Here is a 25,593-nt window from a genome sequence, read left to right on the forward strand (position 1 = left end):
GGTCCGGTCGCTGTCTAAGCGACGATGATGGCCATGGCTTCGCGCCGGCGGACCGCGATCGTGATGCTGTCGACCCTCACGGCGATCGGGTCGCGCCCGACCAGCCCCTCGTGCAGGACCTCGACCCGGGCCCCCTCGACGAAGCCGAGCTCGATCAGCCGGCTCTCGAGCTCGACGTCCGAGAGTGCCGAACCCGCATCCCCAGCAGACAGGTGCTGGATGACGCCGGTATAGCCGCGCAGGGCCAGACCCAGCGGCATGTGAGGGCGCGTATCTTTGGTGTCGGTCATGCCCTGTATTTTCAACGCAGGGCATTGAGGTCAAGCGCACTTGCGCGCCGAAACTGCACCTTAGAGTGATTTTAAAGTGCAGACGCCGGTGTGCGTCGGAAAGTCGCCTCTGCGGCTACTGGGCCGGGACCTTTTCCGGCTGGATGGCGGCCATGGCGCGGCTCTTGAAGTAGTCCAGGACGAACAGGCGGATCGCCGAGGACAGGTTGCCCTGCTGACGGGCACCGTCGATCTCGCCGACGAGCTCGGACAGCGTCATGTTGCGCAGACCCGAGATCTCCTTCATGCCGTTCCAGAACGCCTCTTCCAGGCTGACGCTGGTCTTGTGGCCGGCGACGACGATCGACCGCTTCACGACGGGCGACTTCATGACTGATCCTCGCGATCGATCTGATGCTGGTCCAGGTGCTCCTTGGCCCTGTCCGCGCGCGTCTCCTCCGCCGACCGTTCCGCCTTCGTGCGGCCGAACTTCGCCCGATTGGTGTCCGCCTGCTTCGCCGAGGCTTCCCGCTCGGCGCGCTTCCGGAAACGATTCAGGTTGATGACGTTCCCCATGCCGCGTCTCCATCATCCGATCCTCTTCAGGCAGGATGAAACATTCAGGAGGGCGCGTCGCGCCCCAAAAGACTTGATTGCCATTCGCTCGCCCTCGTCAATCGGCCGCTTGGGCCATCAAACGATGAATTTCGCCCCGTCAAGGGCAGAAGGGCTGCGTAACACGCCGTTCCGCCGCAACATTGACGGTAATCAAATCCCTCCCCCAAAGCCGCATATTTCTGCCGGTCAGGCGCCCGTATCACTACGGATGGCTATCGGAATTCGGAATTTATCCCGGGCTGGTCATCTTCTCGGGGCGTACCAGGCGGTCGAATTCATCCGCCGAGACGAAGCCGAGTCGCAGCGCCTCCTCCTTCAGCGTGGTGCCGTTGGCATGCGCCGTCTTCGCCACCTTGGCGGCGTTGTCGTAGCCGATTTTCGGCGCGAGCGCCGTCACCAGCATCAGCGAGCGTTGCATCAGCTCCTTGATGCGCTTTTCGTCGGCGCGGATGCCACTGACGCAATGCTCGGTGAAGGAGCGGGCGGCATCCGCCATCAGGCGGATCGAGTGCAGCATGTTGTAGGCCAGCACGGGTTTGTAGACGTTGAGCTCGAAATGGCCCTGGCTGCCGGCGACCGTGATCGCAGTGTGATTGCCGAACACCTGGCAGCACACCATGGTCATCGCCTCGCACTGCGTCGGATTGACCTTGCCCGGCATGATCGAGGAGCCCGGCTCGTTCTCCGGCAGGATCAGCTCGCCCAGGCCCGAGCGCGGGCCCGATCCGAGCAGGCGGATGTCGTTGGCGATCTTGAACAGGCCTGTTGCGACCGAATTGATGGCGCCGTGCGCCAGCACATAGGCATCGTTCGAGGCCAGCGCCTCGAATTTGTTGGCGGCGCTGGTGAAGGGCAATTTGGTGATGCCGGCGACGTGCTTGGCGAACAGTCTTGCAAAGCGCGGCTTCGAGTTGAGGCCGGTGCCGACGGCGGTGCCGCCCTGTGCCAGCGGATAGAGATCCTTCACCGCGACCTTCAGTCGCGCGATGCCGCTTTCGACCTGCGCGGCATAGCCGGAAAACTCCTGGCCGAGCGTCAGCGGCGTCGCGTCCTGGGTGTGGGTGCGGCCGATCTTGACGATCCTGGCGAACTCCTTCTCCTTCTTGCGCAGCGCGCGGAGCAATTCCCCGAGCGCAGGAACGAGATCGGCATTGATGCGGCTGGCGGCCGCGATGTGCATCGCGGTGGGAAAGGAGTCGTTCGACGACTGGCTCATGTTGACGTGATCGTTGGGATGCACCGGCTTCTTGGCGCCGAGCTCGCCGCCGAGCAGCTCATTGGCGCGATTGGCGATCACCTCGTTGAGGTTCATGTTGCTCTGGGTGCCCGAGCCGGTCTGCCACACGACGAGCGGAAAATGGTCGTCCAGTCTGCCCTCGATGACCTCGCGCGCAGCGCGGATGATGGCATTGGCGCGGCGCTGGTCGAGCAGGCCGAGCTCGCGGTTGGACTGCGCCGCGGCGAGCTTGACGATGCCGAGCGCATGCACGAGCGAGATCGGCATGCGATCGGTGCCGATGCGGAAATTCTGGCGCGAGCGCTCGGTCTGCGCCCCCCAATAGCGATCGGAGGGGACCTCGATGGGACCGAAACTGTCGGTCTCGATGCGGGTCGCGGGGCGGGCGGTCTTTGAGTTAGTCGGCTTGGAGCGAGCAGCTTTGGCCATGAGCACATCCATTCCGCCGCGCGAAACGCCGCGCGGCCTCTTCAGGTGCTCTTCTATATAGGCAGTTTTGCCGGGCGCGACCGTTTCGCGGCCAACCTAGATCATTTCTTGCGGAAACGATCGAGCCGCACGACCTCGGCGCCGCCCTGGCTCGGCGGGGTCGGCTCTTCCGCGGTCTCCGCCTTGTCAGTGGCGGGCGTGGGCACCGACAGGGCCGAGGGGGCGGGGGCTGCCGGCAACGTCTCCGGAGCGACCTCGGCGACATCGGACGTGTCGAACTGGAGGCCGAATTTCACGGACGGATCGAGGAAGCTCTTGATGGCGCTGAACGGCACCACCAGCCGCTCCGGAATGCCGCCGAACGACAGGCCCACCTCGAAGCGGTCCTCGAGCACGGTCAGATCCCAGAACTGGTGCTGGAGGATGATCGTCATCTCTTCCGGATATTGCGCCAGCAGCCGCGACGACAGCTTCACGCCCTCGGCCTTCGACACGAAGGTGATGAAGAAATGATGCTCGCCGGGCAGTCCATGGGACGCGGCGTCGGTCAGCACCTTCCGCAGCACGCCGCGCAGCGCGTCGCGGGCCAGCACATCGTATCGGATATGATCGGTCGCCATGGTGTCCTGTTGCATTCCAGGAGTTGGGCCCTGCCGGCCCGACTCGCCAAGTCGCAATAGTACCGCGCCTGACGGGTCAGCAGGAGTCCCCGCCGGGGAGGAAATAAAATGTAAGTGGAGGCTTCTGTTGCCAGGTGCCTCCGAACCCCGCCTAACGGAGCTTAACCCGTTAGGACTTTAAGATGGTCTTTCAAACTGCGTTACGCAGCCTGAGCAACCGGAGCAAAGTTGTCGTTGGCAACTATTGCAGTAGCCCGATAACGGCGGAACAATACCGGGAAAAAGCACGCCCTTTACGCCCTCGTCGATCCTATTTCGCCCCCGCCAAAACCCGCTTCCAGGGCTCGCCCGCTGTGGGCTTTGGTGGAGGCGCCGGGTACCGCCCCCGGGTCCGAATGGTTTATTGCGACGACCGTTTATTTCCATAGCCGGCGAACCGGCCCCCCCAATATAGGGGGCAAAGGTTTAGAAAGACAGGGGTTTGGCGCAGGCATGGCGCGGTTCCCTTTGGATAGGTTCCGGACAGCCTTGGCCTTGCGGCGGCCCACGTTCTAAGCTCCTGACATGTCCCCGGATTCAGCACCGGCCGCCCAAGAGCCGGATCGTGCCGCGACCAGCGGCCCCCCGCCCAGCCTGGCCGCGCTGTTCGTGGCTTTCGCCCGGATGTCGCTGGCCGGTTTCGGCGGGGTCCTGGTGTTCGCCCGGCGGGCGATCGTCGAGCAGCACCGCTGGATGACGGCGGACGAGTTCAACGAGACCTTTGCGCTCTGCCATTTCCTGCCCGGACCCAACATCGTCAATCTGTCGATGGTGTTCGGCGCGCGGCTGCGCGGGATTGCGGGCGGCGTTGCCGCCTTTGCCGGCCTGCTGCTGCCGCCGACGCTGATCATGACCGTGCTTGCGATCATCTACGCCCGGTTCGGCGACGTGGAGGTGCTGCGCCGCATCCTCGCGGGCATCTCCTGCGCGGCGGTCGGCCTCCTGATCGCGGTCGTCTTCCGCATGATGACGCCGCTGCTCAAGCGGTTGGAGCCGGTCGCGCTCATTCTGATGCTCGGCGTCTTCCTCGCCATCGGCGTGCTGCGCCTGCCGCTGCAGGCGGTGCTGCTGGTCGCGATCCCCGTGAGCATCAGCGCCACCTACCTCCTGCGGCGGAAGGTAGCAGCGTGAACGCCGAGAACCCGATCTGGGCGCTGATCTCGACCTTTGGTCTGATGTCGCTATTCGCGGTCGGCGGCGCCGCGGCGGCGGTGCCCGAGATGCACCGCATCGCGGTCGACGTGCATCACTGGATGACCGACAAGCAGTTCACGGATGCCTATGCGATCGCGCAGCTCTCGCCAGGTCCGAACGTGCTTATCGTGACGTTAATCGGCTATGCGGTCGCCGGCATCCCCGGCGCGCTGGCGGCGACGCTGGCGATGTGCCTGCCGACCGCGCTGGTTGCCTATTATGTCAGCCGTCTGTTGGGCCGGCCCAGCCAATCGCGCTGGCCCGGCCTGATCCAGGCTGCACTGGTTCCGCTCTCGATTGGATTGATGGCAGCCAGCGCCCTGATCCTGGCCCAGTCGACCGATCGCACGATTGCTGCACTGCTTCTGACCGCGGTGGTTGCGGTGGTCGCGTCTGTCTCGCGCATCAATCCACTATGGCTCCTGCTCGCCGGGGGCTTGTTGGGTTTTGCTGGCATTGTGTAATGAAAATCGCTAGGCAGTGATCCGGGCGGGGGATCCATTTCCAGCCGATTAGAACAACACTGCGCGTGACTTACGGGTCGCGGAGGAGACATGCATGGCCGATACGATGGGCCACTCAGCGACGGCCACCCGAAACACATCGGTGGCGATCGGCTTTTGCCTGCTGGCGATTGCGCCGCAGATCTTCGAATTCATCTGGTCGATCGGGACGATTTTCGGCTGGGGCGCGGGACGCGGCCCGGCCACCGTCCTGATCAGCCATGCCACCGCGCTGGTCGCGGGCGCTCCCGCTGCGCTGATCGGAGCGGCCAGTGGTGACACCAAGAAGGCGTCATCCGATGTGCTGCTGGCGCTGATCTATTCCTACCCGATCCTTGTGGTGGCGATCGTCACGCTTTTCATGACCATCCGGTCGGCACAGGATTATGTCGGCGGCATCATCCTGATGGCGCTGGCTTTGTTCGCGCTGTGGGCCTCGAGCGATTTGCAGGGGATGCGCGGCTTCTCCTTCGGCGCGGGCACCGCGCCGCGCATGTTCGGCGGGCTGCTCGTCGCCTTGTCCGCTGGCATCGCCTTGACAGGCCTACTGACCGATGGGCCGGCGATGGCGCATTATGCCTGGCGCGGGCCGATGTTCGTGATGGCCTCGATCGTGTTTTTCGCGCTGGCGATCCGGCCACTCGGTGTTGTGGTCTCGGCCTTCGTCAGCTTCATGATCGCAGCGACAGGATCGCATGAGACGCGCTGGCTGGAGGCTGCCATCGTCGGCGCCTGCCTGACGCTCGGCTGCGCGATCCTGTTCCCGTACGTGCTCGGGCTGCCGATGCCGATGTTCCCGCGTTTCCTGGTCCAGTGAGGGCGTGATGGATATTTTTGCCAACCTCGCTCACGGCTTTGCCGTCGCGCTCTCTCCGATCAACCTGCTGATGTGCCTGATCGGCGCCCTCGTCGGCACGCTGGTCGGCGTTCTCCCTGGGATCGGCACCATCGCCACGGTCGCGATGCTGCTGCCGATCACCTTCGGTCTGCCGCCGGTCGGCGCGCTGATCATGCTCGCCGGCATCTATTACGGCGCGCAATATGGCGGCTCGACCACGTCGATCCTGGTCAATATTCCAGGTGAGGCGACATCGGTCGTCACCGCCATCGACGGTCACCAGATGGCCAAGCAGGGTCGCGCCGGTCCGGCGCTGGCGATCGCCGCGATCGGCTCGTTCTTCGCCGGCTGCGTCGCGACTGTCCTGATCGCTGTCCTCGGCGCGCCACTCACAAAACTCGCGCTGGCGTTCGGTCCGGCCGAATATTTCTCGCTGATGGTGCTCGGCCTGATCTTCGCGGTCGTGCTGGCCAAGGGCTCGGTGCTGAAGGCGATCGCGATGATCGTGTTCGGTCTGCTGCTCTCGATGGTCGGTTCGGACATCGAGACCGGCGCCTCGCGCATGGCCTTCAACATTCCTGAGCTTGCCGACGGTCTCGGCTTTGCCACGGTGGCGATGGGCGTGTTCGGCTTTGCCGAGATCATCCGCAATCTCGACGCCGGCGCCGAGATGAACCGCGATCTCGTGCAGCAGAAGATCACCGGCCTGATGCCGACCAGGAAAGACCTGACCGACTCGGCGCCTGCGATCCTGCGCGGCACGGTGCTCGGCTCGATCCTCGGCATTCTGCCGGGCGGTGGCGCGGTGATCGCGTCCTTTGCGGCCTACACGCTTGAGAAGAAGCTCGCCAAGAACCCGTCGCGGTTCGGCCGCGGTGCGATCGAGGGCGTGGCGGCGCCGGAAAGCGCCAACAACGCCGCGGCGCAGACCTCCTTCATTCCGCTGCTCACCCTCGGCATCCCGCCCAACGCGGTGATGGCGCTGATGGTGGGTGCGATGACCATTCACGGCATCGTGCCGGGCCCGCAGGTGATGCAGAAGCAGCCGGATCTCGTCTGGGGCATGATCGCCTCGATGTGGATCGGCAACCTCATGCTGATCATCATCAACCTGCCGCTGGTCGGAATCTGGGTCCGCCTGCTGCGCGTGCCCTACCGGCTGATGTTCCCCTCGATCGTGATCTTCTGCGCGATCGGCATCTACTCGGTGAACAACGCGCCGGTGGACGTCATCCTCGCGGGCGTCTTCGGTCTCGTCGGCTACTGGCTGATCAAGCACGATTTCGAGCCGGCGCCGCTGCTGCTCGGCATGGTGCTGGGCCCGCTGATGGAAGAGAACCTGCGCCGTGCGCTGCTGATCTCGCGCGGCGACTGGAGCGTGTTCCTGACGCGTCCGCTGTCGGCGGTGCTACTGGCGATCGCGGCATTCCTGCTGGCGCTCACGCTGTTGCCCATGCTGCGCGCCAAGCGTGACGAGGTGTTCACCGAGTCCGAGAACTGAGCGCACCTGCGTCGGCGCGGCGCCCTGCGTCCGGGCGCCGCATTCGGAAGTCGAATCGACTTGTGTGATGTCTTCGTGACATGAAAATGCCGGCCCTTGTGGCCGGCATTTTTGTTTGTGTCCCGGGGGAAACGACATGATTTCTATTCGCGCGCTCGCGACGGGCGCATGTGCTGCTGCGCTCGCATCGCTGTGTGCCTTTGTCGCACCGGCGAAGGCGCAAACCTATCCGACGCGCGGCATCACCATGATCGTACCGTTCGCTGCCGGCGGCCCGACCGACGTGATCTCGCGCATCGTCACCTCGCATATGGCGCAGACGCTCGGCCAGAGCATCATCATCGAGAACGTGGTGGGCGCCGGCGGCACCACCGCGACCACGCGCGCCGCGCGCGCGGCCAATGACGGCTATACGCTGATCACGGGGCATATGGGCACGCATGCCGCTTCCGTGCCGCTCTATCCGAAGCTTGCCTATCATCCGGAGAAAGACTTCGAGCCGATCGCGCTGCTCGCGGGCACACCGATCCTGATCCTGGCGCGCAAGGACTTCCCGCCGAAGGACCTGAAGGAATTCGTAACCTACGTGAAGGCCAATGCCGAGAAGGTCAACGCGGCGCATGCCGGCGTCGGCTCGGTCTCGCATGTATCCTGCGAGCTCTTGCATTCCATCCTGGACATCAAGCCGGTCGGCGTGCCCTTCAACGGCACCGGTCCCGCGATGAACGCGCTGGTGGCGGGGCAGGTCGACTACATGTGCGACCAGATCGTCAACGCCGTGCCGCAGATCAACGCGGGCACCATCAAGGCCTATGCGATCGCGACGGCCGAGCGCAATCCGTCGCTGCCGAACGTGCCGACGACGACGGAAGCCGGGCTGCCTGCGTTCCAGGCCCAGGCCTGGAACGCGATATTCGCCCCGAAGGGAACGTCGCCGGCGATCGTGGCGAGCCTGAACGCCGCTGCCATCAAGGCGCTCGACGACGAGACCGTGAAGAAGCGCCTGCTCGAACTCGGCAGCGTCATCCCCACGCCCAAGGACCGCACGCCGGAGGCGCTGGCGACCCTCGTCAAGAGCGAGATCGCGAAGTGGACCCCGGTGCTCAAGCCGGCAAGTTAGCCAGCACTTTCAGACCGATAGGCAAGGGGCGGGACGCCAAGTTCCGCCCCTTGTCGTTTGTGCCGGGAACGCTCACTTTTCCGGGTATAATCGGTGGAGGCAGCGAATCGCCGCTGTCGCAGCGCGGGGGCGGCCGTTAAGTTCGCCGCTTCCCCAAAGGCTCACGGCACATGCACCAGTATCAGGACCTGCTCGAGCGGATTCTTTCAGACGGCGCCGAGAAGACCGACCGGACCGGCACCGGCACGCTCTCGGTGTTCGGCCATCAGATGCGCTTCAATCTGTCGGCCGGCTTCCCGATGCTGACCACCAAGCGGCTGCCGCTCAAGGCGATCGTGCACGAGCTGTTGTGGTTCCTGAAGGGCGACACCAACATCAAATATCTGCGCGATAACGGCGTCACCATCTGGGACGAGTGGGCGGATGCCAATGGCGATCTCGGCCCGGTCTACGGCCATCAATGGCGTTCCTGGCCCGCGCCGGACGGACGCAGCATCGACCAGATCTCGAATGTCGTCGACATGATCAAGCGCAACCCGGACTCGCGCCGCCTGATCGTCTCGGCCTGGAATCCGGCCGAGGTCGACAAGATGGCGCTGCCGCCGTGCCATTGCCTGTTTCAGTTCTACGTCGCCAACGGCAAGCTGTCGTGCCAGCTCTATCAGCGTTCGGCCGACGTGTTCCTGGGCGTGCCCTTCAACATTGCCTCCTATGCGCTGCTCACCATGATGGTGGCGCAGGTCACGGGTCTCAAGCCCGGCGACTTCGTGCATTCGTTCGGCGACACCCATCTCTATTCCAACCATCTGGAGCAGGCGAAGCTCCAGCTCACGCGCGCGCCGCGTGCGCTGCCGGTGATGCGGATCAATCCCGATGTGAAGGGCATCTTCTCCTTCCGCTTTGAGGATTTCGAACTCGTCGGCTACGACCCGCATCCGCACATCAAGGCGGAAGTCGCGGTCTAGATGTCGCTGAACATTCGCCGCGCGCGCCCGGGTGAAGCCGGGCTCGTTCTCGACTTCATCCGAGAACTTGCCGAATACGAAAAGCTCACGCACGAGGTCGAGGCGACCGAGGCCGACATCGCGGCCGCGCTGTTCGGCGAGAGACCGCAGCTCTATTGCGCGATTGCCGAGTGGAACGGCGAGGCGGTCGGCTTTGCGGTGTGGTTCGCCAATTTCTCCACCTTCAGCGGCCGTCACGGCATCTATCTCGAAGATTTGTATGTGCGGCCGTCGCATCGGGGCAGGGGCCTCGGCAAGGCGCTGCTGGTCTATCTCGCCAGGGAATGCGTCGAGAACGGCTGGTCGCGCCTGCAATGGGCGGTGCTCGACTGGAACGCGCCGTCGATCGCGTTCTACAAGTCGCTCGGCGCCGTCATGATGGAGGACTGGACGCTGTGCCGCGTCACCGGTCCTGCGCTGACGCGGCTTGCGGGGAGTGTTGCCTGATGGAGATCGTCTTCGTCGTGGCGATTGCGGAGAACGGCGTCATCGGCGCCGGCAACGCCATTCCTTGGCGATTGAAGTCCGACATGGCGCGCTTCAAGGCGCTGACAATCGGCAAGCCCATGATCATGGGCCGCAAGACCTTCGAATCCCTGCGCCGGCCGCTGCCGGGCCGCACCCACATCGTGATCACGCGCGATCCGGACTATCGTGCCGCTGGCGCCATCGTCACGACATCGGCCGCGGACGCAGGCGCGATCGCCCGTGGCGATGCCCTGCGGCGTTCGGTCACCGAGATCGCGGTGATCGGCGGTGCCGAGATCTATCGGCAATGGCTCGATCGTGCCGATCGCCTCGAAATCACCGAAGTGCATGCGCGGCCCGAAGGTGACACGCATTTCGACATCGACAGGGCAGAATGGGAGGAGACGGCGCGCGTCCGTCATCCTGCCGGAGCGGACGACAGCGCCGATTTCTCCTATGTGACATATCGTCGGCGGCCGCCCCATTAACCGCATTCGTCAATGTTTACATTGACTTTTTCGTGCCCGAGCATAGCTCCAAAGACAGGCCGGGCTGCGTTGTAAGGGACTTGCCTGTCCCCTATAAAGCCGGACCGGACAAAGCGGGCAGGGGCAATTCCACCCCGCCGAGGAGAGCGTCGAATGCCGTGGAAGAATCAGGGCGGTGGCCCATGGGGCTCGGGTCCAAAGGGACCATGGGGTTCAGGCCCGCAACCGGTCGGGCCGAGGCCGCCGGATCTGGAAGACCTTCTGCGGCGCGGCCAGGATCGCCTCCAGCAGATCATGCCGGGCGGCTATTTCTCCGGCGTCGGCATCACGCTGATCATCCTGCTCATCATCGCGTTCTGGCTGCTGTCGGGCTTCTTCCGCGTGCAGTCCGAAGAGCGCGGCGTCGTGCTGCGCTTCGGCAAGCATGTCCGCACCGTGGATCCGGGCCTGAACTATCATCTGCCCTATCCGATCGAGACAGTGCTGCTGCCCAAGGCGCTGCGCGTCAACACGATCTCCATCGGCATGACGCTGATCGACGATCCGGCGCGGCGCGGCCGCTCCATTCGTGACGTGCCGGAAGAGAGCCTGATGCTGACCGGCGACGAGAACATCGTCGACGTCGATTTTACCGTGCTGTGGCGCATCAAGCCCGACACCGCCGGCGTCGGCGACTTCCTCTTCAACATCCAGAACCCCGAAGGTACGGTGAAGGCGGTCGCCGAGAGCGCGATGCGCGAGGTGATCGGCCGTTCGCAGATCCAGCCGATCCTCACCGGTGCGCGCAACGTCACTGAACAGGGCGTGCAGGAGCTGATCCAGAAGACCCTGGACAGCTACGGCGCCGGCATTCAGATCAGCCAGGTGCAGATGCAGAAGGTCGATCCGCCGGCGCAGGTGATCGACGCCTTCCGCGACGTGCAGGCGGCGCGCGCCAATCTCGAGCAGTTGCAGAACGAAGCGCAGACCTACGCCAACCAGGTGGTGCCGCAGGCGCGCGGACGTGCGGCGCAGATCATGCAGGCCGCCGAAGGCTACAAGGAGCAGGCGGTTGCCGAGGCCAAGGGCCAGAGCTCGCGCTTCCTGAAGGTTTACGAGGAATACAAGAAGGCGCCCGACGTGACGCGTGAACGGATCTATCTGGAGACGATGGAGCGCGTGCTCGGCGGCGCGGACAAGCTCGTCTATGACGGCGGTCCCTCGGGCCAGGGCGTCGTGCCCTATCTGCCGCTCGGCGAATTGACGACCAAGCGGCCGCCTACCCCCGGTCAGCAGTCGAGCGGAGGCACGAGATGAGGTCTCCGGTCACAGGTATCGTCACCCTTCTCGGACTCCTGCTCGTCGTGATCGTCGGCTACATGTCGCTGTTCACGGTGCAGCAGACCGAGCAGACCATCGTGCTGCAGTTCGGCAAGCCGGTCGACGTCGTCACCGATCCCGGCCTGCACTTCAAGGCGCCGTGGAATTCGGTGATCAATGTCGACAAGCGGATCCTCGATCTGGAGAACCCGTCGCAGGAAGCGATCGCGTCCGACCAGAAGCGGCTCGTGGTCGACGCCTTCGCGCGCTACCGGATCAAGGACGCGCTGCGCTTCTATCAGAGCGTCGGTTCGATCCAGGCCGCCAACATCCAGCTCACCACGCTCCTGAACGCGGCGCTGCGCCGCGTGCTCGGCGAGGTCACCTTCATCAACGTGGTGCGCGACGACCGCGAGAAGCTGATGCTGCGTATCCGCGACCAGCTCGATCGCGAGGCCGACGGTTACGGCATCCAGGTCGTCGACGTTCGGATCCGGCGCGCCGATCTGCCGGAGCAGAACAGCCAGGCGGTCTACCAGCGCATGAAGACGGAACGCGAGCGGGAAGCCGCCGAGTTCCGGGCGCAGGGCGGCCAGAAGGCGCAGGAGATCCGCTCCAAGGCCGATCGCGAGGCGACCGTGATCGAGGCGGAAGCCAGATCGCTGGCCGAGCAGACCCGCGGCGTCGGCGACGCCGAGCGCAACCGCCTGTTTGCGGAAGCCTACGGCAAGGATGCCGACTTCTTCGCCTTCTACCGGTCGATGACCGCCTACGAGAACGGGTTGCGCGCGAATGACACCCGCTTCCTGCTGCGGCCGGACTCGGATTTCTTCCGGTTCTTTGGTAACCCGTCCGGCAAGGCGGCGACCGCGACGCCGGCAAAGCCGTAAGCCAGGCAAGGGCGGCAGATATGGCCGCCCTTCGCCCAGAAGAACAGCACAACGGGAGGTTCCAATCCGATGAGGTCCATTGCGTTCGCCGACTTCCTCATCGGCTTAGGCATCCTGTTCGTGCTGGAAGGCTTGATGTTCGCGGCGAGTCCGAACTGGATGCGCAAGGCCATGAAGAGCGCGATCGCCACGCCGGACAACGTCCTGCGGGCGGTCGGGATCGGTTCGGCCGTGGCCGGCCTGATCCTGATCTGGGTGATGCGGCGTCCGATTTAGGCCTCGCGCCAACGCCAAAGTGAAGGCGAGGGACCGGTTTTCGCCGTATTATCCGGGTCTTGGGGCCCGTGAAGCTCCGCGCTTGCGCCGTCCCCCCGTTCGAGCGCAGTCTTGACGCCGAATCCCTTTCTCTGGAGATCACAATGACCGCTGCCATCATTGCCCCGTCCCGCTTGCGCCATCGTGCGCGACTTGGCGTGCGAATTGGGCTGGCCGCGCTCGCCGTCAGTGCTTTCGGCGCGTTCGGCGAGCCGGCTCATGCGCGCGGTCCGGAGGGCATCGCCGACGTCGCCGAGAAGGTGATCGACGCGGTCGTCAACATCTCGACCTCGCAGACCGTCGAGGCCAAGGGCGGCGGCAGCAACACCATGCCGCAACTGCCACCCGGCTCGCCCTTCGAGGAGTTCTTCGACGACTTCTTCAAGAACCGCAGGGGTCCCGGCGGCGGCAAGAGCGACAACGGCCCGCCCCGCAAGACCAACTCGCTCGGCTCCGGCTTCATCATCGACACCGCTGGCGTCGTCGTCACCAACAACCACGTCATTGCGGATGCCGACGAGATCAACGTCATCCTCAACGACGGCACCAAGATCAAGGCCGAGCTGGTCGGCGTCGACAAGAAGACCGACCTCGCCGTGTTGAAGTTCAAGCCGACGAAGCCGCTGGTCGCGGTGAAGTTCGGCGACTCCGACAAGCTGCGGCTCGGCGACTGGGTGGTCGCGATCGGCAACCCGTTCAGCCTGGGCGGTACGGTGACGGCCGGCATCGTCTCGGCCAAGAACCGCGACATCTCCTCGGGTCCCTATGACAGCTACATCCAGACCGACGCCGCCATCAACCGCGGCAATTCCGGCGGTCCGCTGTTCAATCTCGATGGCGACGTCATCGGGGTCAACACGCTGATCATCTCGCCCTCCGGCGGCTCCATCGGCATCGGCTTCGCCGTGCCGTCGAAGACGGTCGTGGGTGTCGTCGACCAGCTCCGCCAGTTCGGCGAGCTGCGCCGCGGCTGGCTGGGGGTGCGCATCCAGAGCGTCACCGACGAGATCGCCGAGAGTCTCAACATCAAGCCGCCGCGTGGCGCGCTGGTGGCCGGCGTCGATGACAAGGGCCCGGCGAAACCCGCCGGCATCGAGCCCGGCGACGTCGTCGTCAAGTTCGACGGCAAGGACGTCAAGGACCCGAAGGACCTGTCACGCGTCGTCGCCGACACGGCGGTCGGCAAGGAGGTCGACGTCATCATCATCCGCAAGGGCCAGGAGGAGACCAAGAAAGTCACGCTCGGCCGTCTCCAGGATCCCGACAAGGTGCAGGCGGCGGTGAAGACCGACGAGCCCGCGCCCGAGAAGCCGGTGACACAGAAGGCGCTCGGCCTCGATCTCGCCGCGCTGAACAAGGACCTGCGGACGCGCTACAAGATCAAGGACAGCGTCAAGGGCGTGGTCGTCACCAATGTCGACGCCAATTCCGACGCTGCCGAGAAGCGGCTCTCCGCCGGCGACGTCATCGTCGAGGTGGCGCAGGAGGCGGTATCGAGCGGTGCCGACATTCAGAAGCGCGTTGACCAGCTCAAGAAGGACGGCAAGAAGTCGGTGTTGCTGCTTGTCTCCAACGCCGACGGCGAGCTGCGGTTTGTCGCGCTGAGCGTGCAGTAGGCGCGGTACAGTCTCGTAGGGTGGGCAAAGCGACTTGTCCGCCGTAGCTCGAAGGGCGAAGGCGGGAGCGTGCCCACCATCTTTCCACCATCACGGCAGGAGTGGTGGGCACGGCGCAAGCGCGCCTTTGCTCACCCTGCGGCTGCTGAGCAGGCAGCAAGAGCTGACGACGGAGGAGGCTAGGCCTCCACAAACTCCTCGCGCCGATACCCCTGCGCATAAAGCAGCGCGGTGAGATCGCCGTGGTCGATCCGCGCGGCTGCTGCCGCAGCAACGGCCGGCTTGGCGTGATAGGCCACGCCCAGCCCCGCCGCCTGGATCATCGCCAGATCGTTGGCGCCGTCGCCGACCACGACCGAGTCGATGTCGTCGAGATCGAACGATTCCATCAGATCCACCAGCGTCGCGAGCTTTGCGGCGCGGCCCAGGATCGGCTCCTTCACCTCGCCGGTGAACTTGCCGTCGCGCACGATCAGCTCGTTGGCGCGGTTCTCCTGGAAGCCGATCCTGGCGGCGACCGCGCTCGTGAACAGCGTGAAGCCGCCCGAGACGAGGCAGGTATAGGCGCCGTGCGCCCGCATGGTGGCGACCAGCGCGCGGCCGCCCGGGGTCAGCGTGATGCGCTTGTCCAGCACCTCGTCGACGACGCTGGCGGGAAGGTCCTTCAAAAGCGCGACGCGTTCACGCAGCGCCGGCTCGAACTCGATCTCGCCGCGCATGGCGCGTTCGGTGATGCCTGCGACATGGGCCTTCATCCCGACGAGATCGGCGAGCTCGTCGATGCATTCCTGACCGATCATGGTGGAATCCATGTCGGCGAGAAAAAGCTTCTTGCGCCTGAAGCCAACAGGCTGCACGACGATGTCGATCGGCAGGTCGCCGCGAAGTTCGCGCAACCGCTGTTCGATGGCGTGACGGTCGCCTTCGAGGTTACTGTCGGCGCCGAAGGGAATGTCGACCGCAACCCCGTCGAACAGCCAGTGCGCAGGCGCCGCCTGAGGCAGCACGGCGCGGGCGCCGTCGACGAAGGTGCTGTCGAGCGCGGGACTATCGGGATTGCAGATCAGCGTGGCGACGAGGGACATTTGAGGTTTTCGTGAGCGAGGGGCAAGTCAGCAGAAGCCAAGTTGGCAAGGCCGTGCTTATCGCAGGCCCGACCGCCAGCGGCAAGTCGGCGCTGGCGCTCGAGCTTGCCCTCGGCGCCGGCGGCGTCGTCATCAACGCCGATTCCATGCAGGTCTACCGCGACCTGCGCATCATCACGGCACGTCCCACGCGGTCGGATGAAGCGCGCATTCCGCATCGCCTCTACGGCCATGTCGATGCGGCCGTGAATTTCTCGGCCGGCGCCTGGGTGAGCGATGCTGCGAAGGCGCTCGAAGAGGCCAGGGCCGAAGGCCGCCTGCCGATTTTCATCGGTGGCACCGGGCTCTATTTCAAGGCACTGACCGCGGGTCTCTCGGTGGTGCCGCCGATTCCCGCGGAAGTACGCGACGACGTGCGCGCGCGGCTGGAGCGGAATGGCGTCGAGGCGCTGCATGCGGAACTCGCACGCCGCGATCCGCGCGCGGCCGGGCGATTGAACCTGCGCGACCGCACCCGCGTCGCGCGGGCGCTCGAAGTCGTCGAGGCGACCGGCCGCTCGCTTCTCGACTGGCACCAGGAAGGCCAGCCACCTTTGTTGCCCAGGGACAGTTTTCACGCGGTCTTTCTCGCTCCCGAGCGTGACGAGCTCTATGCCCGCATCGATGCCCGTTTCGACGCCATGCTCGGCGCCGGCGCCTTGAGGGAGGTCGAGCGCCTCGCCGCCAGAGAGCTCGATCCGCTGCTGCCGGCCATGAAGGCCCATGGCGTGCCGGCCTTGATCAGGCATCTGCGTGGCGAGCTCAGCCTGGAGCAAGCCGGCACGATCGGCCGCGCCGATACCCGCCATTACGCCAAGCGGCAATTCACCTGGTTCCGGCACCAGCTGCCGGAATTCGAATGGGTGAAGCCGGAGGAGGCACGGGGGTGGCTTGCGGCGCTCGTGAAGGCGGCCCGGGACCCCGGCTGACACGGTTTTGTGCCGCAGTTCCCGAATTTACCTCTCGCCGAACCCCGGGAACACCGCTACACTGCCAAAATCGCGCGGGAACGGCCGCATCGCCTTGACATCCAGGCTTTGGCCGCTATGTTTCGCGCAACCTTTGGGAAGCCGGGCACCTGCCATGCGTAACATTATTACCAAACTCCTTATCGCCGTCGTACCCAGGCACACCGCCGGGGATGGCTAGCTGCCATCCACATGACAGGCGGTGTGCATGGGCCCTCTTCGGGGCCTTTTTTATTTCCCGAACCCGACACGAACGAAGCCGCTGACAACAGCGCATCCGGAGCAAGCCAATGAGCGACAAGAGCCACGATCCGAACCAGATGACCGGCGCTGCGATGATCGTCCGCGCGCTCATCGATCACGGCGTGACCGACATTTTCGGCTATCCCGGCGGCGCGGTGCTTCCGATCTATGACGAGATCTTCCAGCAGAGCGAGGTCCAGCACATCCTGGTCCGCCACGAGCAGGGCGCGGGCCACGCTGCCGAGGGCTACGCGCGCTCGACCGGCAAGCCGGGCGTTGCGCTGGTGACCTCCGGTCCCGGCGCCACCAACATGGTGACGCCGCTCACCGACGCGCTGATGGACTCGATCCCGCTGGTCTGCATCTCCGGCCAGGTGCCGACGCACCTGATCGGCAACGACGCGTTCCAGGAATGCGACACGGTCGGCATCACGCGCCCCTGCACCAAGCACAACTGGCTGGTGCGTGACGTCAACGACCTCGCCAAGGTGCTGCACGAGGCGTTCTACGTTGCGACCACGGGGCGACCGGGCCCGGTGCTGGTCGACGTGCCCAAGGACGTGCAGTTCGCGACCGGCACCTATCATCCGCCGCGCAAGTCCGACGTGCACCGCTCCTACGCGCCGCGCGTGAAGGGCGATGCGACGCAAATCCGCAAGGCCGTCTCGCTGCTCGCGAACGCCAAGCGGCCGGTGATCTACAGCGGCGGCGGCGTGATCAATTCCGGCCCCGAGGCAACCAAGCTGCTGCGCGAGCTGGTCGAGGTCACCGGTTTTCCGATCACCTCCACGCTGATGGGCCTGGGGGCGTACCCGGCGTCGGGCAAGAACTGGCTCGGCATGCTCGGCATGCACGGCACTTACGAAGCCAACATGACGATGCACGATTGCGACGTCATGCTGTGCGTCGGCGCGCGCTTCGACGACCGCATCACCGGCCGCGTCGATGCGTTCTCGCCGGGCTCGAAGAAGATCCACATCGACATCGACCCGTCTTCGATCAACAAGAACATCCGCGTCGACGTGCCGATCATCGGCGATTGCGGCAATATCCTCGGCGACATCCTCCAGGTGTTCAAGGCGGAAGCGAAGAAGCCCGACATCAAGGCGTGGTGGCAGCAGATCGCGCAGTGGCGCGCCCGCAACTCGCTCTATTACAGGAAGAGCAGTGACGTCATTCTGCCGCAGCACGCGATCCAGAGCCTGTTCGAGGCGACGCGCGGCAGGGATACGTACATCACCACCGAGGTCGGCCAGCATCAGATGTGGGCGGCACAGTTCTACGGCTTCGAGGAGCCGCATCGCTGGATGACATCGGGTGGTCTCGGCACGATGGGCTACGGCTTGCCGGCCGCGGTCGGCGTGCAGGTGGCGCATCCGGACAGCCTCGTCATCGACATTGCAGGCGATGCCTCGGTGCAGATGACGATCCAGGAGATGTCGACGGCAGTTCAGTACGAATTGCCGATCAAGATCTTCATCCTGAACAACCAGTACATGGGCATGGTGCGGCAGTGGCAGCAGCTGCTGCACGGCAACCGCCTGTCGCATTCCTACTCGGAGGCGCTGCCGGATTTCGTCAAGCTCGCGGAAGCCTATGGCGGCGTCGGCATCCAGGTGCACAAGCCCGCCGATCTCGACGGCGCCATCCAGGAGATGATCTCGGTCAAGCGCCCGGTGCTGTTCGACTGCCGCGTCGCGGCGCTGGAAAACTGCTTCCCGATGATCCCCTCCGGCAAGGCGCATAACGAGATGCTGTTGCCTGAACAGGCCAACGACGAGGCGACCGCGAAGGCGTTCGCCGGCGGCAAGGCGCTGGTGTGAGGCTTCGGGATGTTTGACCTGACAGAGCTCGAACGCGCCCACCAGATGGTCGGTGCCGCCATGCCGGCAACGCCGGCGCATGCCTGGCCGCTTCTCGGCCAGCGCTTGGGGACGCACGTCGTCGTCAAGCATGAGAACCACACGCCGACCGGTGCGTTCAAGGTGCGCGGTGGCCTCGTCTATCTAGATCGGCTGAAGCGGGAGCGGCCGAACGTGCCGGGCATCATCTCGGCCACCCGCGGCAATCACGGCCAGAGTCTTGCCTTCGCAGCGCGGCGTCACGGCGTGCCCGCGGTGATCTATGTGCCCAAAGGCAATTCGGTCGAGAAGAATCATGCCATGCGTGCGTTCGGCGCCGATCTGGTCGAGCATGGTGACGATTTCCAGCTGGCGCGGGAGGAGGCCGGGCGCCGTGCGCAGTTCGAAGGCCTGCACATGGTGCCGTCGTTCCACCCGGACCTCGTTCTGGGGGTTGCGACCTACGCACTGGAGCTGTTTCGCGCGGCGCCTGATCTCGACGTGCTCTACGTTCCGATCGGGCAGGGCTCCGGCATCAGCGCCTGCATCCTGGTCCGAGACCTGCTCGGCCTGAAGACCGAAATCGTCGGCGTGCAGTCGACCGAAGCGCCGTCTTATGCGCTGTCGTTTGCGGCAGGCCACGTCGTGACCACCGAGACGAGCAACACGCTGGCCGATGGGGTGGCGACGCGCTTTCCGGACGCGGAAGCCGTCGCGCTGATCCGCAAGGGCGCTTCCCGCATCGTGCAGGTGACCGACGACGAGATCGCGCGCGCGATTCGCGCCTACTGGACCGACACGCACAATCTCGCGGAAGGCGCCGGCGCGGCCGCGCTCGCCGCGGCGCTCCAGGACAAGGCAAAACTGTCGGGCAAGCGCGTCGGTCTCGTGCTGTCCGGCGGCAATATCGATTTCGATCTGTTCCGCAGTTGGGTCGGGATGGATGCGCCGGCGACGGCGTAGCGACAAGATCAGAGGGGACGATAATGAACCAGCCCGCATCCGCCTATTTCATCGAGGATCGCCACGATCCCAACGAGACGCATACGCTTTCGGTGCTCGTGCAGAACGAGCCCGGCGTGCTCGCGCGCGTCATCGGCCTGTTCTCCGGGCGCGGTTACAACATCGAGAGCCTCACCGTCTCGGAAACCGAGGCCCAGAAGCATCTGTCGCGCATCACCATCGTCACCACGGGAACGCCGATGGTGATCGAGCAGATCAAGCACCAGCTCGACCGCATGATCCCGGTCTACCGCGTCGTCGACATGACGCAGACCAAGCGCTCGATCGAGCGCGAGCTGGCGATGGTGAAGGTGCGCGGACAGGGCGAGCACCGGGTCGAGGCGCTGCGGCTGGCGGATGCGTTCCGCGCCCGCGTGATCGACGCCACCACCGAGAGCTTTGTGTTCGAGATCACGGGCAATACGGACAAGATCAATCAATATATCGATCTGATGCGCCCGCTCGGCCTTGTCGAGGTGTCGCGCACGGGCGTTGCCGCGATCGGCCGCGGGCCTGAAGGGATGTGAGCCATGCTGGCGCGCGACTGGTACTATAACGAGCGGAACCGGATGGGCATCGGGCCCGCGGTGGCGTCGATCTATGACAGCCACGACGATGCCGACCTGCGGGCGCGCGCCGCCCTGAAAATGCTCGGTGTCCAGCGCGGCTGGCGTATCGCCGACATCGGCTGCGGCAACGGCGTGCTTGCGACCGAAGCCGCGCTGATGGGCGCCGAGGTCGACGCCATCGACATCTCGCCGGCGATGCTGGCACTCGCCGAGATCTATGCGCGCGACCGCAAGGCGCCCGTGCGCACGCAGTCTGCCGGCCTGCTCAGCTTCGCCTACCGGCCCGAGTCCTATGATTTGATCGTCAGCGAGTTCACGCTGCACCATCTGCCGGATTTCTGGAAGGCGGTGGCGATGTCGCGGATCTATCGTGCGCTGAAGCCGGGTGCGACGTTCTATCTGCGCGACATCGTCTATGCGTCAATGCCTGATGCGATGGAGCGCGACGTCGAGCAATGGGCCGACTTCCATATCAAGAACCACGATTTCCCGCGCGAGAGCGTGGTCACGCACATGCGCGACGAATATTCCACATTCGGCTGGGTGATGGAGCGGATGCTGACCGATGTCGGCTTCACGCTGGTCTCGGCCGATTACCACGCGCCGATGCACGGCACCTATCTGCTGCGGAAACCGAAAGCCGGCGAACAAGGCTAGACTAGTGGCAACGAACCCAGCCAGCCAGAGCGGCGGTGCGCTCCCTCTCCCGCTTGCGGGGGAGGGTTGGGGAGGGGGTGTCTCCACGAGTCGGAGCCCCCGTGTGGAGAAAGCCCTCACCCGCGCCTTCGGCGCGACCTCTCCCGCAAGCGGGAGAGGTTAAGGAGTTGAGATGAAGCCGGCCGACATCCTCATCGCCGTCGTGGTGGCGATCATCTGGGGGCTTGCCTTCGTGGCGAGCCGGATCGCGCTTGACGAACTTTCGCCGGAGCTGATGACCGCGATGCGATTCAGCATTGCCGCGGTGCCATGCCTGTTCATCCGCAAGCCCAAGATTGCCTGGTCGCTGCTGATTGCGATCAGTTTCACGCTCTTCCTCGGTCAGTTCCTGAGCCAGGCCTACGGCATCGCCCATGGCGTGCCGGTGGGCCTGACCTCCGTCGTGGTGCAGAGCCAGGCGCTGTTCACGATCGGCTTTGCCGCGATCGCCTTCGGCGAGCGGCCGACACCCGTGCAGACGCTCGGCATCGTCATTGCAGCAGTCGGCCTTCTGATGATCTGCGGCACAGTGGGCTACGATTTCAGCGTCGGTGCCTTCGCTGTGCTGATGGTCGCGCCTGTCAGTTTTGCCGTCGGCAATCTGCTGCTGCGCGGCGCCCGCGGCGCGCCGATGTTCGACTTGTTCGCTTGGCTGTGTCTTGCGTCAGCCGTGCCGCTGTTCGCGCTGGCACTGATCGCCGACGGCCCCGCGCCGACCTGGGCCTCGCTGACGCAGATGTCGCTGACCTCCGGTCTGTGCATGCTGGGGCTTGGCGGCATCTCGACCAGCATCGCCTATTGGCTATGGGGCCGGCTGCTGCGCGATTATCCGGCTGCCCAGGTGGTGCCGTTCGCGCTGCTGGTGCCGTTCGTCGGCTCCGCCGCCTCCAGCATCGTGTTCGGCGAGCGGTTCGGACCTTTGAGGCTCGCCGGCATGCTGACCGTGATCGGCGGTATCGCAGTGATGGTGCTGGCGAAGCGTCCGCAAATCCTGCCGAAGACCGCGTGAGGTGACTATGGCCTACTCGCTGTTCTATGCCTTCCTCGCCTTCATGGTGGTGATGTACTTCACCCCCGGGCCGAACAACATCATGCTGCTGGCGTCGGGCCTGACCTACGGCTTCCGGCGCACCATCCCCCACATCGCCGGGATCGTCATCGGCTTTGCCTTCATGGTCGCGGCGGTGGGCCTCGGGCTCGGGACCGTGTTCCTGGCCTATCCGATCCTCCAGACCATCTTGAAATATGCCGGCGCCGCCTATCTGATTTACCTCGCGGTGGTGATTGCCATGTCCGGCCCGACCACGCCGGGCGGCGACAGCGGCCGCGGCCCGATGACCTTCTGGGGCGCGGCCATGTTCCAGTGGATCAATGCCAAGGGCTGGGTGATCGTGATCGGCACCATCACCGCCTATGCGGCGATTGCCCAGTTTCCCGTCAACATCGCGATCCAGACCCTGATCAGCCTGCTCGTCGGCACGGTCTCGACCGTGGTCTGGGCCCTGTTCGGCACTGCACTACGGCCGGTCCTGACCTCCGAGCGGCTGGTCCGGGCCTTCAACATCGTGATGGCAATCCTGCTGCTCGCCTCCCTCTACCCCGTTTTCATGGATGCATGATGTCGCGGATTTCCATGCAGAAACGGGTTTCCTTAAGGGGCCAAAATGCTCTAGACAGCCCCCGAAATCCGCAAATTTCGCCCTTCGGACACTGACCTTTGGCCGATTCTGGCCCTGAATGAGGAAACGACTATGCGTGTTTATTACGATCGCGACGCCGACCTGAACCTGATCAAGGGCAAGAAGGTCGCCATCGTCGGCTACGGCAGCCAGGGCCATGCCCATGCGCTCAACCTGAAGGATTCCGGCGTCAAGGACGTCGCCATTGCGCTGCGCAAGGACTCCGGCTCGGTCAAGAAGGCGGAAGCCGCCGGCTTCAAGGTGATGGAAGTCGCCGAGGCCGCCAAATGGGCCGACCTCGTCATGATGCTCACCCCCGACGAGCTCCAGGGCGACATCTACCGCGAGCACCTGCACGACAACATGAAGAAGGGTGCCGCGCTGGTGTTCGCGCACGGCCTCAACGTCCACTTCAACCTGCTCGACCCGCGGGCCGACCTCGACGTGCTGATGATCGCGCCGAAGGGCCCCGGCCACACCGTGCGCTCGGAGTATCAGCGCGGCGGCGGCGTGCCCTGCCTGATCGCAATCGCCAAGGACGTCTCGGGCAACGCCCATGATCTCGGCCTGTCCTACGCCTCCGCCGTCGGCGGCGGCCGCGCCGGCATCATCGAGACCACCTTCAAGGAAGAGTGCGAGACCGACCTGTTCGGCGAGCAGGTCGTGCTCTGCGGCGGCCTGGTCGAGCTGATCAAGGGCGGCTACGAGACCCTGGTCGAAGCCGGCTACGCGCCGGAGATGGCCTATTTCGAGTGCCTGCACGAAGTGAAGCTGATCGTCGACCTGATCTATGAAGGCGGCATCGCCAACATGAACTACTCGATCTCCAACACTGCCGAGTACGGCGAGTACGTCACCGGTCCGCGCATCGTCACCGCCGAGACCAAGGCCGAGATGAAGCGCGTTCTCGCCGACATCCAGGGCGGCAAGTTCGCCCGCGACTGGATGCTCGAGAACAAGGTCAACCAGACCTCGTTCAAGGCGACCCGCGCCAAGCTCGCCCAGCACCCGATCGAGGAAGTCGGCGCGAAACTCCGCGACATGATGCCCTGGATCAAGAAGGGCGCGCTGGTCGACAAGAGCAAGAACTAAGGTTTGCAGTCCCGGACGCCGCTCATCACGCAAGTGGCGCGCGGCATCTGTCGGGCCCGCGCGAGCAACACAGGCTTTGCGCGTCCAATCAAATCTTGAATCTTCGCGGCTACATTCGAGCGAGATCGCACGGCAGCGGTCTCGCTCTTTTCGTCTCGCGCGAACCATGCTGCTTCGTTCAAATTCTTGGCGGGTTGGAATTGCTCCGCGAGCTGACGCCTAAACCAAATTCTTGAAATCGCGTCGCAGGCCTCAACTGGAGAAGCGACACCTGCAATGCCTTGTTGTGGCACCTCGCGGGTGAAGGAAAGTGTCAATGTTGCGCGTGGTGAGAACCGCTGTCCATTGCGCTGGCGCGGCGCTCTCCTACATGATCGTGGGAACTTCGGGGGGAAGAGACCATGCGATCTGTCGTCGTCACCGGCGCGTCTACCGGCATCGGCTGGGCCATTGCAAAATTCCTGGTCGGGCGCGGCTATCGCGTCTTCGGCAGCGTCCGCAAGCAGGCTGATGCCGATCGGCTCAAGGGTGAATTCGGCGCCAATTTCACGCCGCTGCTGTTCGATGTCACCGACGAGGCCGCGGTACTGACCGCGGCGCGCCAGGTGCGCGAGACGCTCGGCGGCGAGACGCTGGCGGGGCTCGTCAACAATGCCGGCGTTGCCGTGGCCGGTCCCGTCCTCGAATTGTCGGCCGCCGATTTCCGCCGCCAGATGGACATCAACGTCATCGGCCCGGTGATCGCGACACAGGCTTTCGGGCCGCTGCTCGGCGCAGACCCGTCGCTGAAGGGGCCGAAAGGGCGGATCGTGATGATCAGCTCGGTCGCGGGCAAGAACGGCAATCCGCTGTCGGCGCCCTACTGCACCTCCAAGCATGCGATGGAGGGACTGTCGGAAAGCCTGCGCCGCGAGCTGATGCTGTTCGGCATCGACGTCATCATCGTCGCCCCCGGCGCGGTCAAGACGCCGATCTGGAGCAAGGCGGAAGAGATCGATCTCTCGGTCTACAAGAATTCGCCCTACCTGCCGGCGCTGAACAAGGTCATGGCGTATATGATGGCGCTCGGCGCGAATGGCCTGCCCGCCGAGCGCATCGCCGAAATCGTATTCGAGGCGCTGACGGCGGCAAGCCCCAAGGTCCGTTATCAGATCACACCCAATCGGATGCGCCATCTGATGATGGCCGTGCTGCCGAAACGGACGCTTGACCGCATCATCGCCAAGCAACTCGGGCTGCTGCCGCGGGGCTGACGCCCGTTTCAGCCTGCCACGGCCGCCCGCCCGCGCGGATGTGCGGCCATCGCGATCAGCCGCAGCGCCATCACGGCGAGCAGAGGGACGAGGAAGGCAGCATAGAGCGGCATCGCCGGCACGCGCTTGCCGAACGACACCATGAACTGGAACCAGAGATAATAACCGGCGGTGAGGTGCAGTGCGCGCCAGGCGCGAGGCCCGATCAGGGCGGCGGTGCGGTCGAACGAGGTCGCACTCATGATGACGATGGCGCCATAGCCGATGCCGCCGAAGATGTAGGAGGCGGCCGAGGTGGCCTCCGCAAAGCCGGCTGGATCCATGTTGGCGAATGCGACGATCGCGACCGCGTGGATCGCGTGGGAGGCGGCGAAGCTCAGGCCCAGATAGCGGCGGTTGCGACGCTGCCAGCGCGTCCACGCATTGGGCCAGAGCCGGGCGAGAGCTGCGGCGCCGAAGGCGAGGCAGAACAGGAGCAGCGAGCTGCGCGCCGTGAAGCGGATCACCATCCGCACGCCCTCGGCCTCGAATTGCCGCATCGAGGCGATCCACAGGCTGAGGACGATCAGGCTGAGAGTGAGGGCGGCCAGCAGCCGCCAGCCTTCGAGCCAGCTTTGACGTTGCGACACGGTTGTCTCCTCCATTATGTAATCATCGATTACATTTACTGTCGCCGTC

Annotated in this window: 28 protein-coding genes and 1 other RNA gene; 21 read left to right on the plus strand and 8 right to left on the minus strand. The window is 64.8% G+C overall.

What is annotated here, in order from left to right; all coding sequences use genetic code 11:
• Positions 1-14 precede the first annotated feature (14 nt).
• The 6 genes from AC1RUR_RS02975 to ssrA all read right to left on the minus strand — a co-directional run bounded on the left by AC1RUR_RS02975 (position 15) and on the right by ssrA (position 3,653).
• The gene (locus tag AC1RUR_RS02975; RefSeq protein WP_492841144.1) at positions 15-290 is read right to left on the minus strand and encodes a FeoA family protein; all 276 of its coding nucleotides are present in this window, start codon (positions 288-290) and stop codon (positions 15-17) included.
• Between the two features lie 115 nt (positions 291-405).
• Positions 406-660: a ribbon-helix-helix domain-containing protein gene (locus AC1RUR_RS02980; RefSeq protein WP_027529561.1), complete on the minus strand. Its 255-nt coding sequence runs from the start codon at positions 658-660 to the stop codon at positions 406-408.
• Positions 657-845 (minus strand): DUF4169 family protein, encoded by a 189-nt coding sequence (locus AC1RUR_RS02985; protein WP_492841146.1) that lies wholly within the window; start codon positions 843-845, stop codon positions 657-659. The genes AC1RUR_RS02980 and AC1RUR_RS02985 overlap by 4 nt, the downstream gene beginning before the upstream one ends.
• 271 nt (positions 846-1,116) lie before the next feature.
• On the minus strand, positions 1,117-2,565 hold the full coding sequence (gene fumC / locus AC1RUR_RS02990; RefSeq protein ID WP_492841148.1) for a class II fumarate hydratase: 1,449 nt from the start codon (positions 2,563-2,565) through the stop codon (positions 1,117-1,119).
• 89 nt (positions 2,566-2,654) lie between these two features.
• A complete protein-coding gene (locus AC1RUR_RS02995; RefSeq protein WP_011089258.1) occupies positions 2,655-3,173 on the minus strand; it encodes an SspB family protein in 519 nt (172 codons plus the stop codon).
• A 113-nt stretch (positions 3,174-3,286) separates the two neighbouring features.
• Positions 3,287-3,653: a transfer-messenger RNA gene (gene ssrA, locus AC1RUR_RS03000) on the minus strand.
• A gap of 84 nt (positions 3,654-3,737) precedes the next feature.
• Between ssrA and AC1RUR_RS03005 the strand changes: the two genes are divergently transcribed.
• The 12 genes from AC1RUR_RS03005 to AC1RUR_RS03060 all read left to right on the plus strand — a co-directional run bounded on the left by AC1RUR_RS03005 (position 3,738) and on the right by AC1RUR_RS03060 (position 14,448).
• The gene (locus AC1RUR_RS03005) at positions 3,738-4,343 is read left to right on the plus strand and encodes a chromate transporter (RefSeq protein ID WP_492841152.1); all 606 of its coding nucleotides are present in this window, start codon (positions 3,738-3,740) and stop codon (positions 4,341-4,343) included.
• Positions 4,340-4,870 (plus strand): chromate transporter, encoded by a 531-nt coding sequence (locus AC1RUR_RS03010; protein ID WP_492841154.1) that lies wholly within the window; start codon positions 4,340-4,342, stop codon positions 4,868-4,870. The genes AC1RUR_RS03005 and AC1RUR_RS03010 overlap by 4 nt, the downstream gene beginning before the upstream one ends.
• A 94-nt stretch (positions 4,871-4,964) precedes the next feature.
• Complete coding sequence (locus AC1RUR_RS03015; protein WP_492841156.1) at positions 4,965-5,726, plus strand: tripartite tricarboxylate transporter TctB family protein; 762 nt, start codon at positions 4,965-4,967, stop codon at positions 5,724-5,726.
• Positions 5,727-5,733: 7 nt separating this feature from the next.
• Positions 5,734-7,248 (plus strand): tripartite tricarboxylate transporter permease, encoded by a 1,515-nt coding sequence (locus AC1RUR_RS03020; RefSeq protein ID WP_492841158.1) that lies wholly within the window; start codon positions 5,734-5,736, stop codon positions 7,246-7,248.
• Between the two features lie 136 nt (positions 7,249-7,384).
• Positions 7,385-8,368: a tripartite tricarboxylate transporter substrate binding protein BugD gene (locus AC1RUR_RS03025; RefSeq protein ID WP_492841160.1), complete on the plus strand. Its 984-nt coding sequence runs from the start codon at positions 7,385-7,387 to the stop codon at positions 8,366-8,368.
• Between the two features lie 170 nt (positions 8,369-8,538).
• Complete coding sequence (locus AC1RUR_RS03030; protein WP_492841162.1) at positions 8,539-9,333, plus strand: thymidylate synthase; 795 nt, start codon at positions 8,539-8,541, stop codon at positions 9,331-9,333.
• A complete protein-coding gene (locus AC1RUR_RS03035; RefSeq protein WP_492841164.1) occupies positions 9,334-9,819 on the plus strand; it encodes a GNAT family N-acetyltransferase in 486 nt (161 codons plus the stop codon).
• Complete coding sequence (locus tag AC1RUR_RS03040) at positions 9,819-10,328, plus strand: dihydrofolate reductase (protein ID WP_492841166.1); 510 nt, start codon at positions 9,819-9,821, stop codon at positions 10,326-10,328. Before AC1RUR_RS03035 ends, AC1RUR_RS03040 begins: the two co-directional genes overlap by 1 nt.
• Before the next feature lie 153 nt (positions 10,329-10,481).
• Positions 10,482-11,624, plus strand: coding sequence for an FtsH protease activity modulator HflK (gene hflK, locus AC1RUR_RS03045; RefSeq protein ID WP_492841168.1), 1,143 nt, complete (start codon positions 10,482-10,484; stop codon positions 11,622-11,624).
• Entirely contained in the window at positions 11,621-12,517 is an 897-nt protein-coding gene (gene hflC / locus AC1RUR_RS03050; protein WP_492841170.1) for a protease modulator HflC, read from the plus strand. Before hflK ends, hflC begins: the two co-directional genes overlap by 4 nt.
• A 69-nt stretch (positions 12,518-12,586) precedes the next feature.
• Positions 12,587-12,793: a DUF2065 domain-containing protein gene (locus tag AC1RUR_RS03055; RefSeq protein WP_492841172.1), complete on the plus strand. Its 207-nt coding sequence runs from the start codon at positions 12,587-12,589 to the stop codon at positions 12,791-12,793.
• A gap of 143 nt (positions 12,794-12,936) precedes the next feature.
• On the plus strand, positions 12,937-14,448 hold the full coding sequence (locus tag AC1RUR_RS03060) for a Do family serine endopeptidase (RefSeq protein ID WP_492841174.1): 1,512 nt from the start codon (positions 12,937-12,939) through the stop codon (positions 14,446-14,448).
• A gap of 179 nt (positions 14,449-14,627) precedes the next feature.
• Here AC1RUR_RS03060 and serB read toward each other — a convergent pair whose 3' ends face one another.
• Positions 14,628-15,533: a phosphoserine phosphatase SerB gene (gene serB, locus AC1RUR_RS03065; protein WP_492841176.1), complete on the minus strand. Its 906-nt coding sequence runs from the start codon at positions 15,531-15,533 to the stop codon at positions 14,628-14,630.
• An 11-nt stretch (positions 15,534-15,544) separates the two neighbouring features.
• Here serB and miaA point away from each other — a divergent pair, with 11 nt between their 5' ends.
• The 9 genes from miaA to AC1RUR_RS03110 all read left to right on the plus strand — a co-directional run bounded on the left by miaA (position 15,545) and on the right by AC1RUR_RS03110 (position 24,915).
• Positions 15,545-16,501 (plus strand): tRNA (adenosine(37)-N6)-dimethylallyltransferase MiaA, encoded by a 957-nt coding sequence (gene miaA, locus AC1RUR_RS03070; protein ID WP_492841178.1) that lies wholly within the window; start codon positions 15,545-15,547, stop codon positions 16,499-16,501.
• 329 nt (positions 16,502-16,830) lie between these two features.
• The gene (locus tag AC1RUR_RS03075; protein ID WP_492841180.1) at positions 16,831-18,606 is read left to right on the plus strand and encodes an acetolactate synthase 3 large subunit; all 1,776 of its coding nucleotides are present in this window, start codon (positions 16,831-16,833) and stop codon (positions 18,604-18,606) included.
• Between the two features lie 9 nt (positions 18,607-18,615).
• Positions 18,616-19,587 (plus strand): threonine dehydratase, encoded by a 972-nt coding sequence (locus AC1RUR_RS03080; RefSeq protein WP_492841182.1) that lies wholly within the window; start codon positions 18,616-18,618, stop codon positions 19,585-19,587.
• Between the two features lie 23 nt (positions 19,588-19,610).
• Entirely contained in the window at positions 19,611-20,153 is a 543-nt protein-coding gene (gene ilvN, locus AC1RUR_RS03085; protein WP_011089241.1) for an acetolactate synthase small subunit, read from the plus strand.
• Positions 20,154-20,156: 3 nt separating this feature from the next.
• Positions 20,157-20,852 (plus strand): class I SAM-dependent methyltransferase, encoded by a 696-nt coding sequence (locus AC1RUR_RS03090; protein ID WP_492841183.1) that lies wholly within the window; start codon positions 20,157-20,159, stop codon positions 20,850-20,852.
• A gap of 172 nt (positions 20,853-21,024) precedes the next feature.
• Positions 21,025-21,900 carry an EamA family transporter gene (locus AC1RUR_RS03095; RefSeq protein ID WP_492841185.1) on the plus strand — a complete coding sequence of 292 codons (876 nt, stop codon included), beginning with the start codon at positions 21,025-21,027 and terminating at the stop codon, positions 21,898-21,900.
• A gap of 7 nt (positions 21,901-21,907) precedes the next feature.
• Positions 21,908-22,510: a LysE family translocator gene (locus tag AC1RUR_RS03100; RefSeq protein ID WP_492841187.1), complete on the plus strand. Its 603-nt coding sequence runs from the start codon at positions 21,908-21,910 to the stop codon at positions 22,508-22,510.
• 132 nt (positions 22,511-22,642) lie between these two features.
• The gene (gene ilvC, locus AC1RUR_RS03105) at positions 22,643-23,662 is read left to right on the plus strand and encodes a ketol-acid reductoisomerase (protein ID WP_028145443.1); all 1,020 of its coding nucleotides are present in this window, start codon (positions 22,643-22,645) and stop codon (positions 23,660-23,662) included.
• A 401-nt stretch (positions 23,663-24,063) separates the two neighbouring features.
• Positions 24,064-24,915, plus strand: a complete 852-nt coding sequence (locus AC1RUR_RS03110; RefSeq protein ID WP_492841189.1) for an SDR family oxidoreductase — start codon at positions 24,064-24,066, stop codon at positions 24,913-24,915.
• Positions 24,916-24,923: 8 nt separating this feature from the next.
• Here AC1RUR_RS03110 and AC1RUR_RS03115 read toward each other — a convergent pair whose 3' ends face one another.
• Complete coding sequence (locus AC1RUR_RS03115) at positions 24,924-25,544, minus strand: hypothetical protein (protein WP_492841191.1); 621 nt, start codon at positions 25,542-25,544, stop codon at positions 24,924-24,926.
• Positions 25,545-25,593 lie beyond the last annotated feature (49 nt).

Source organism: Bradyrhizobium sp. GW821-FHT12B03 (assembly GCF_058807535.1).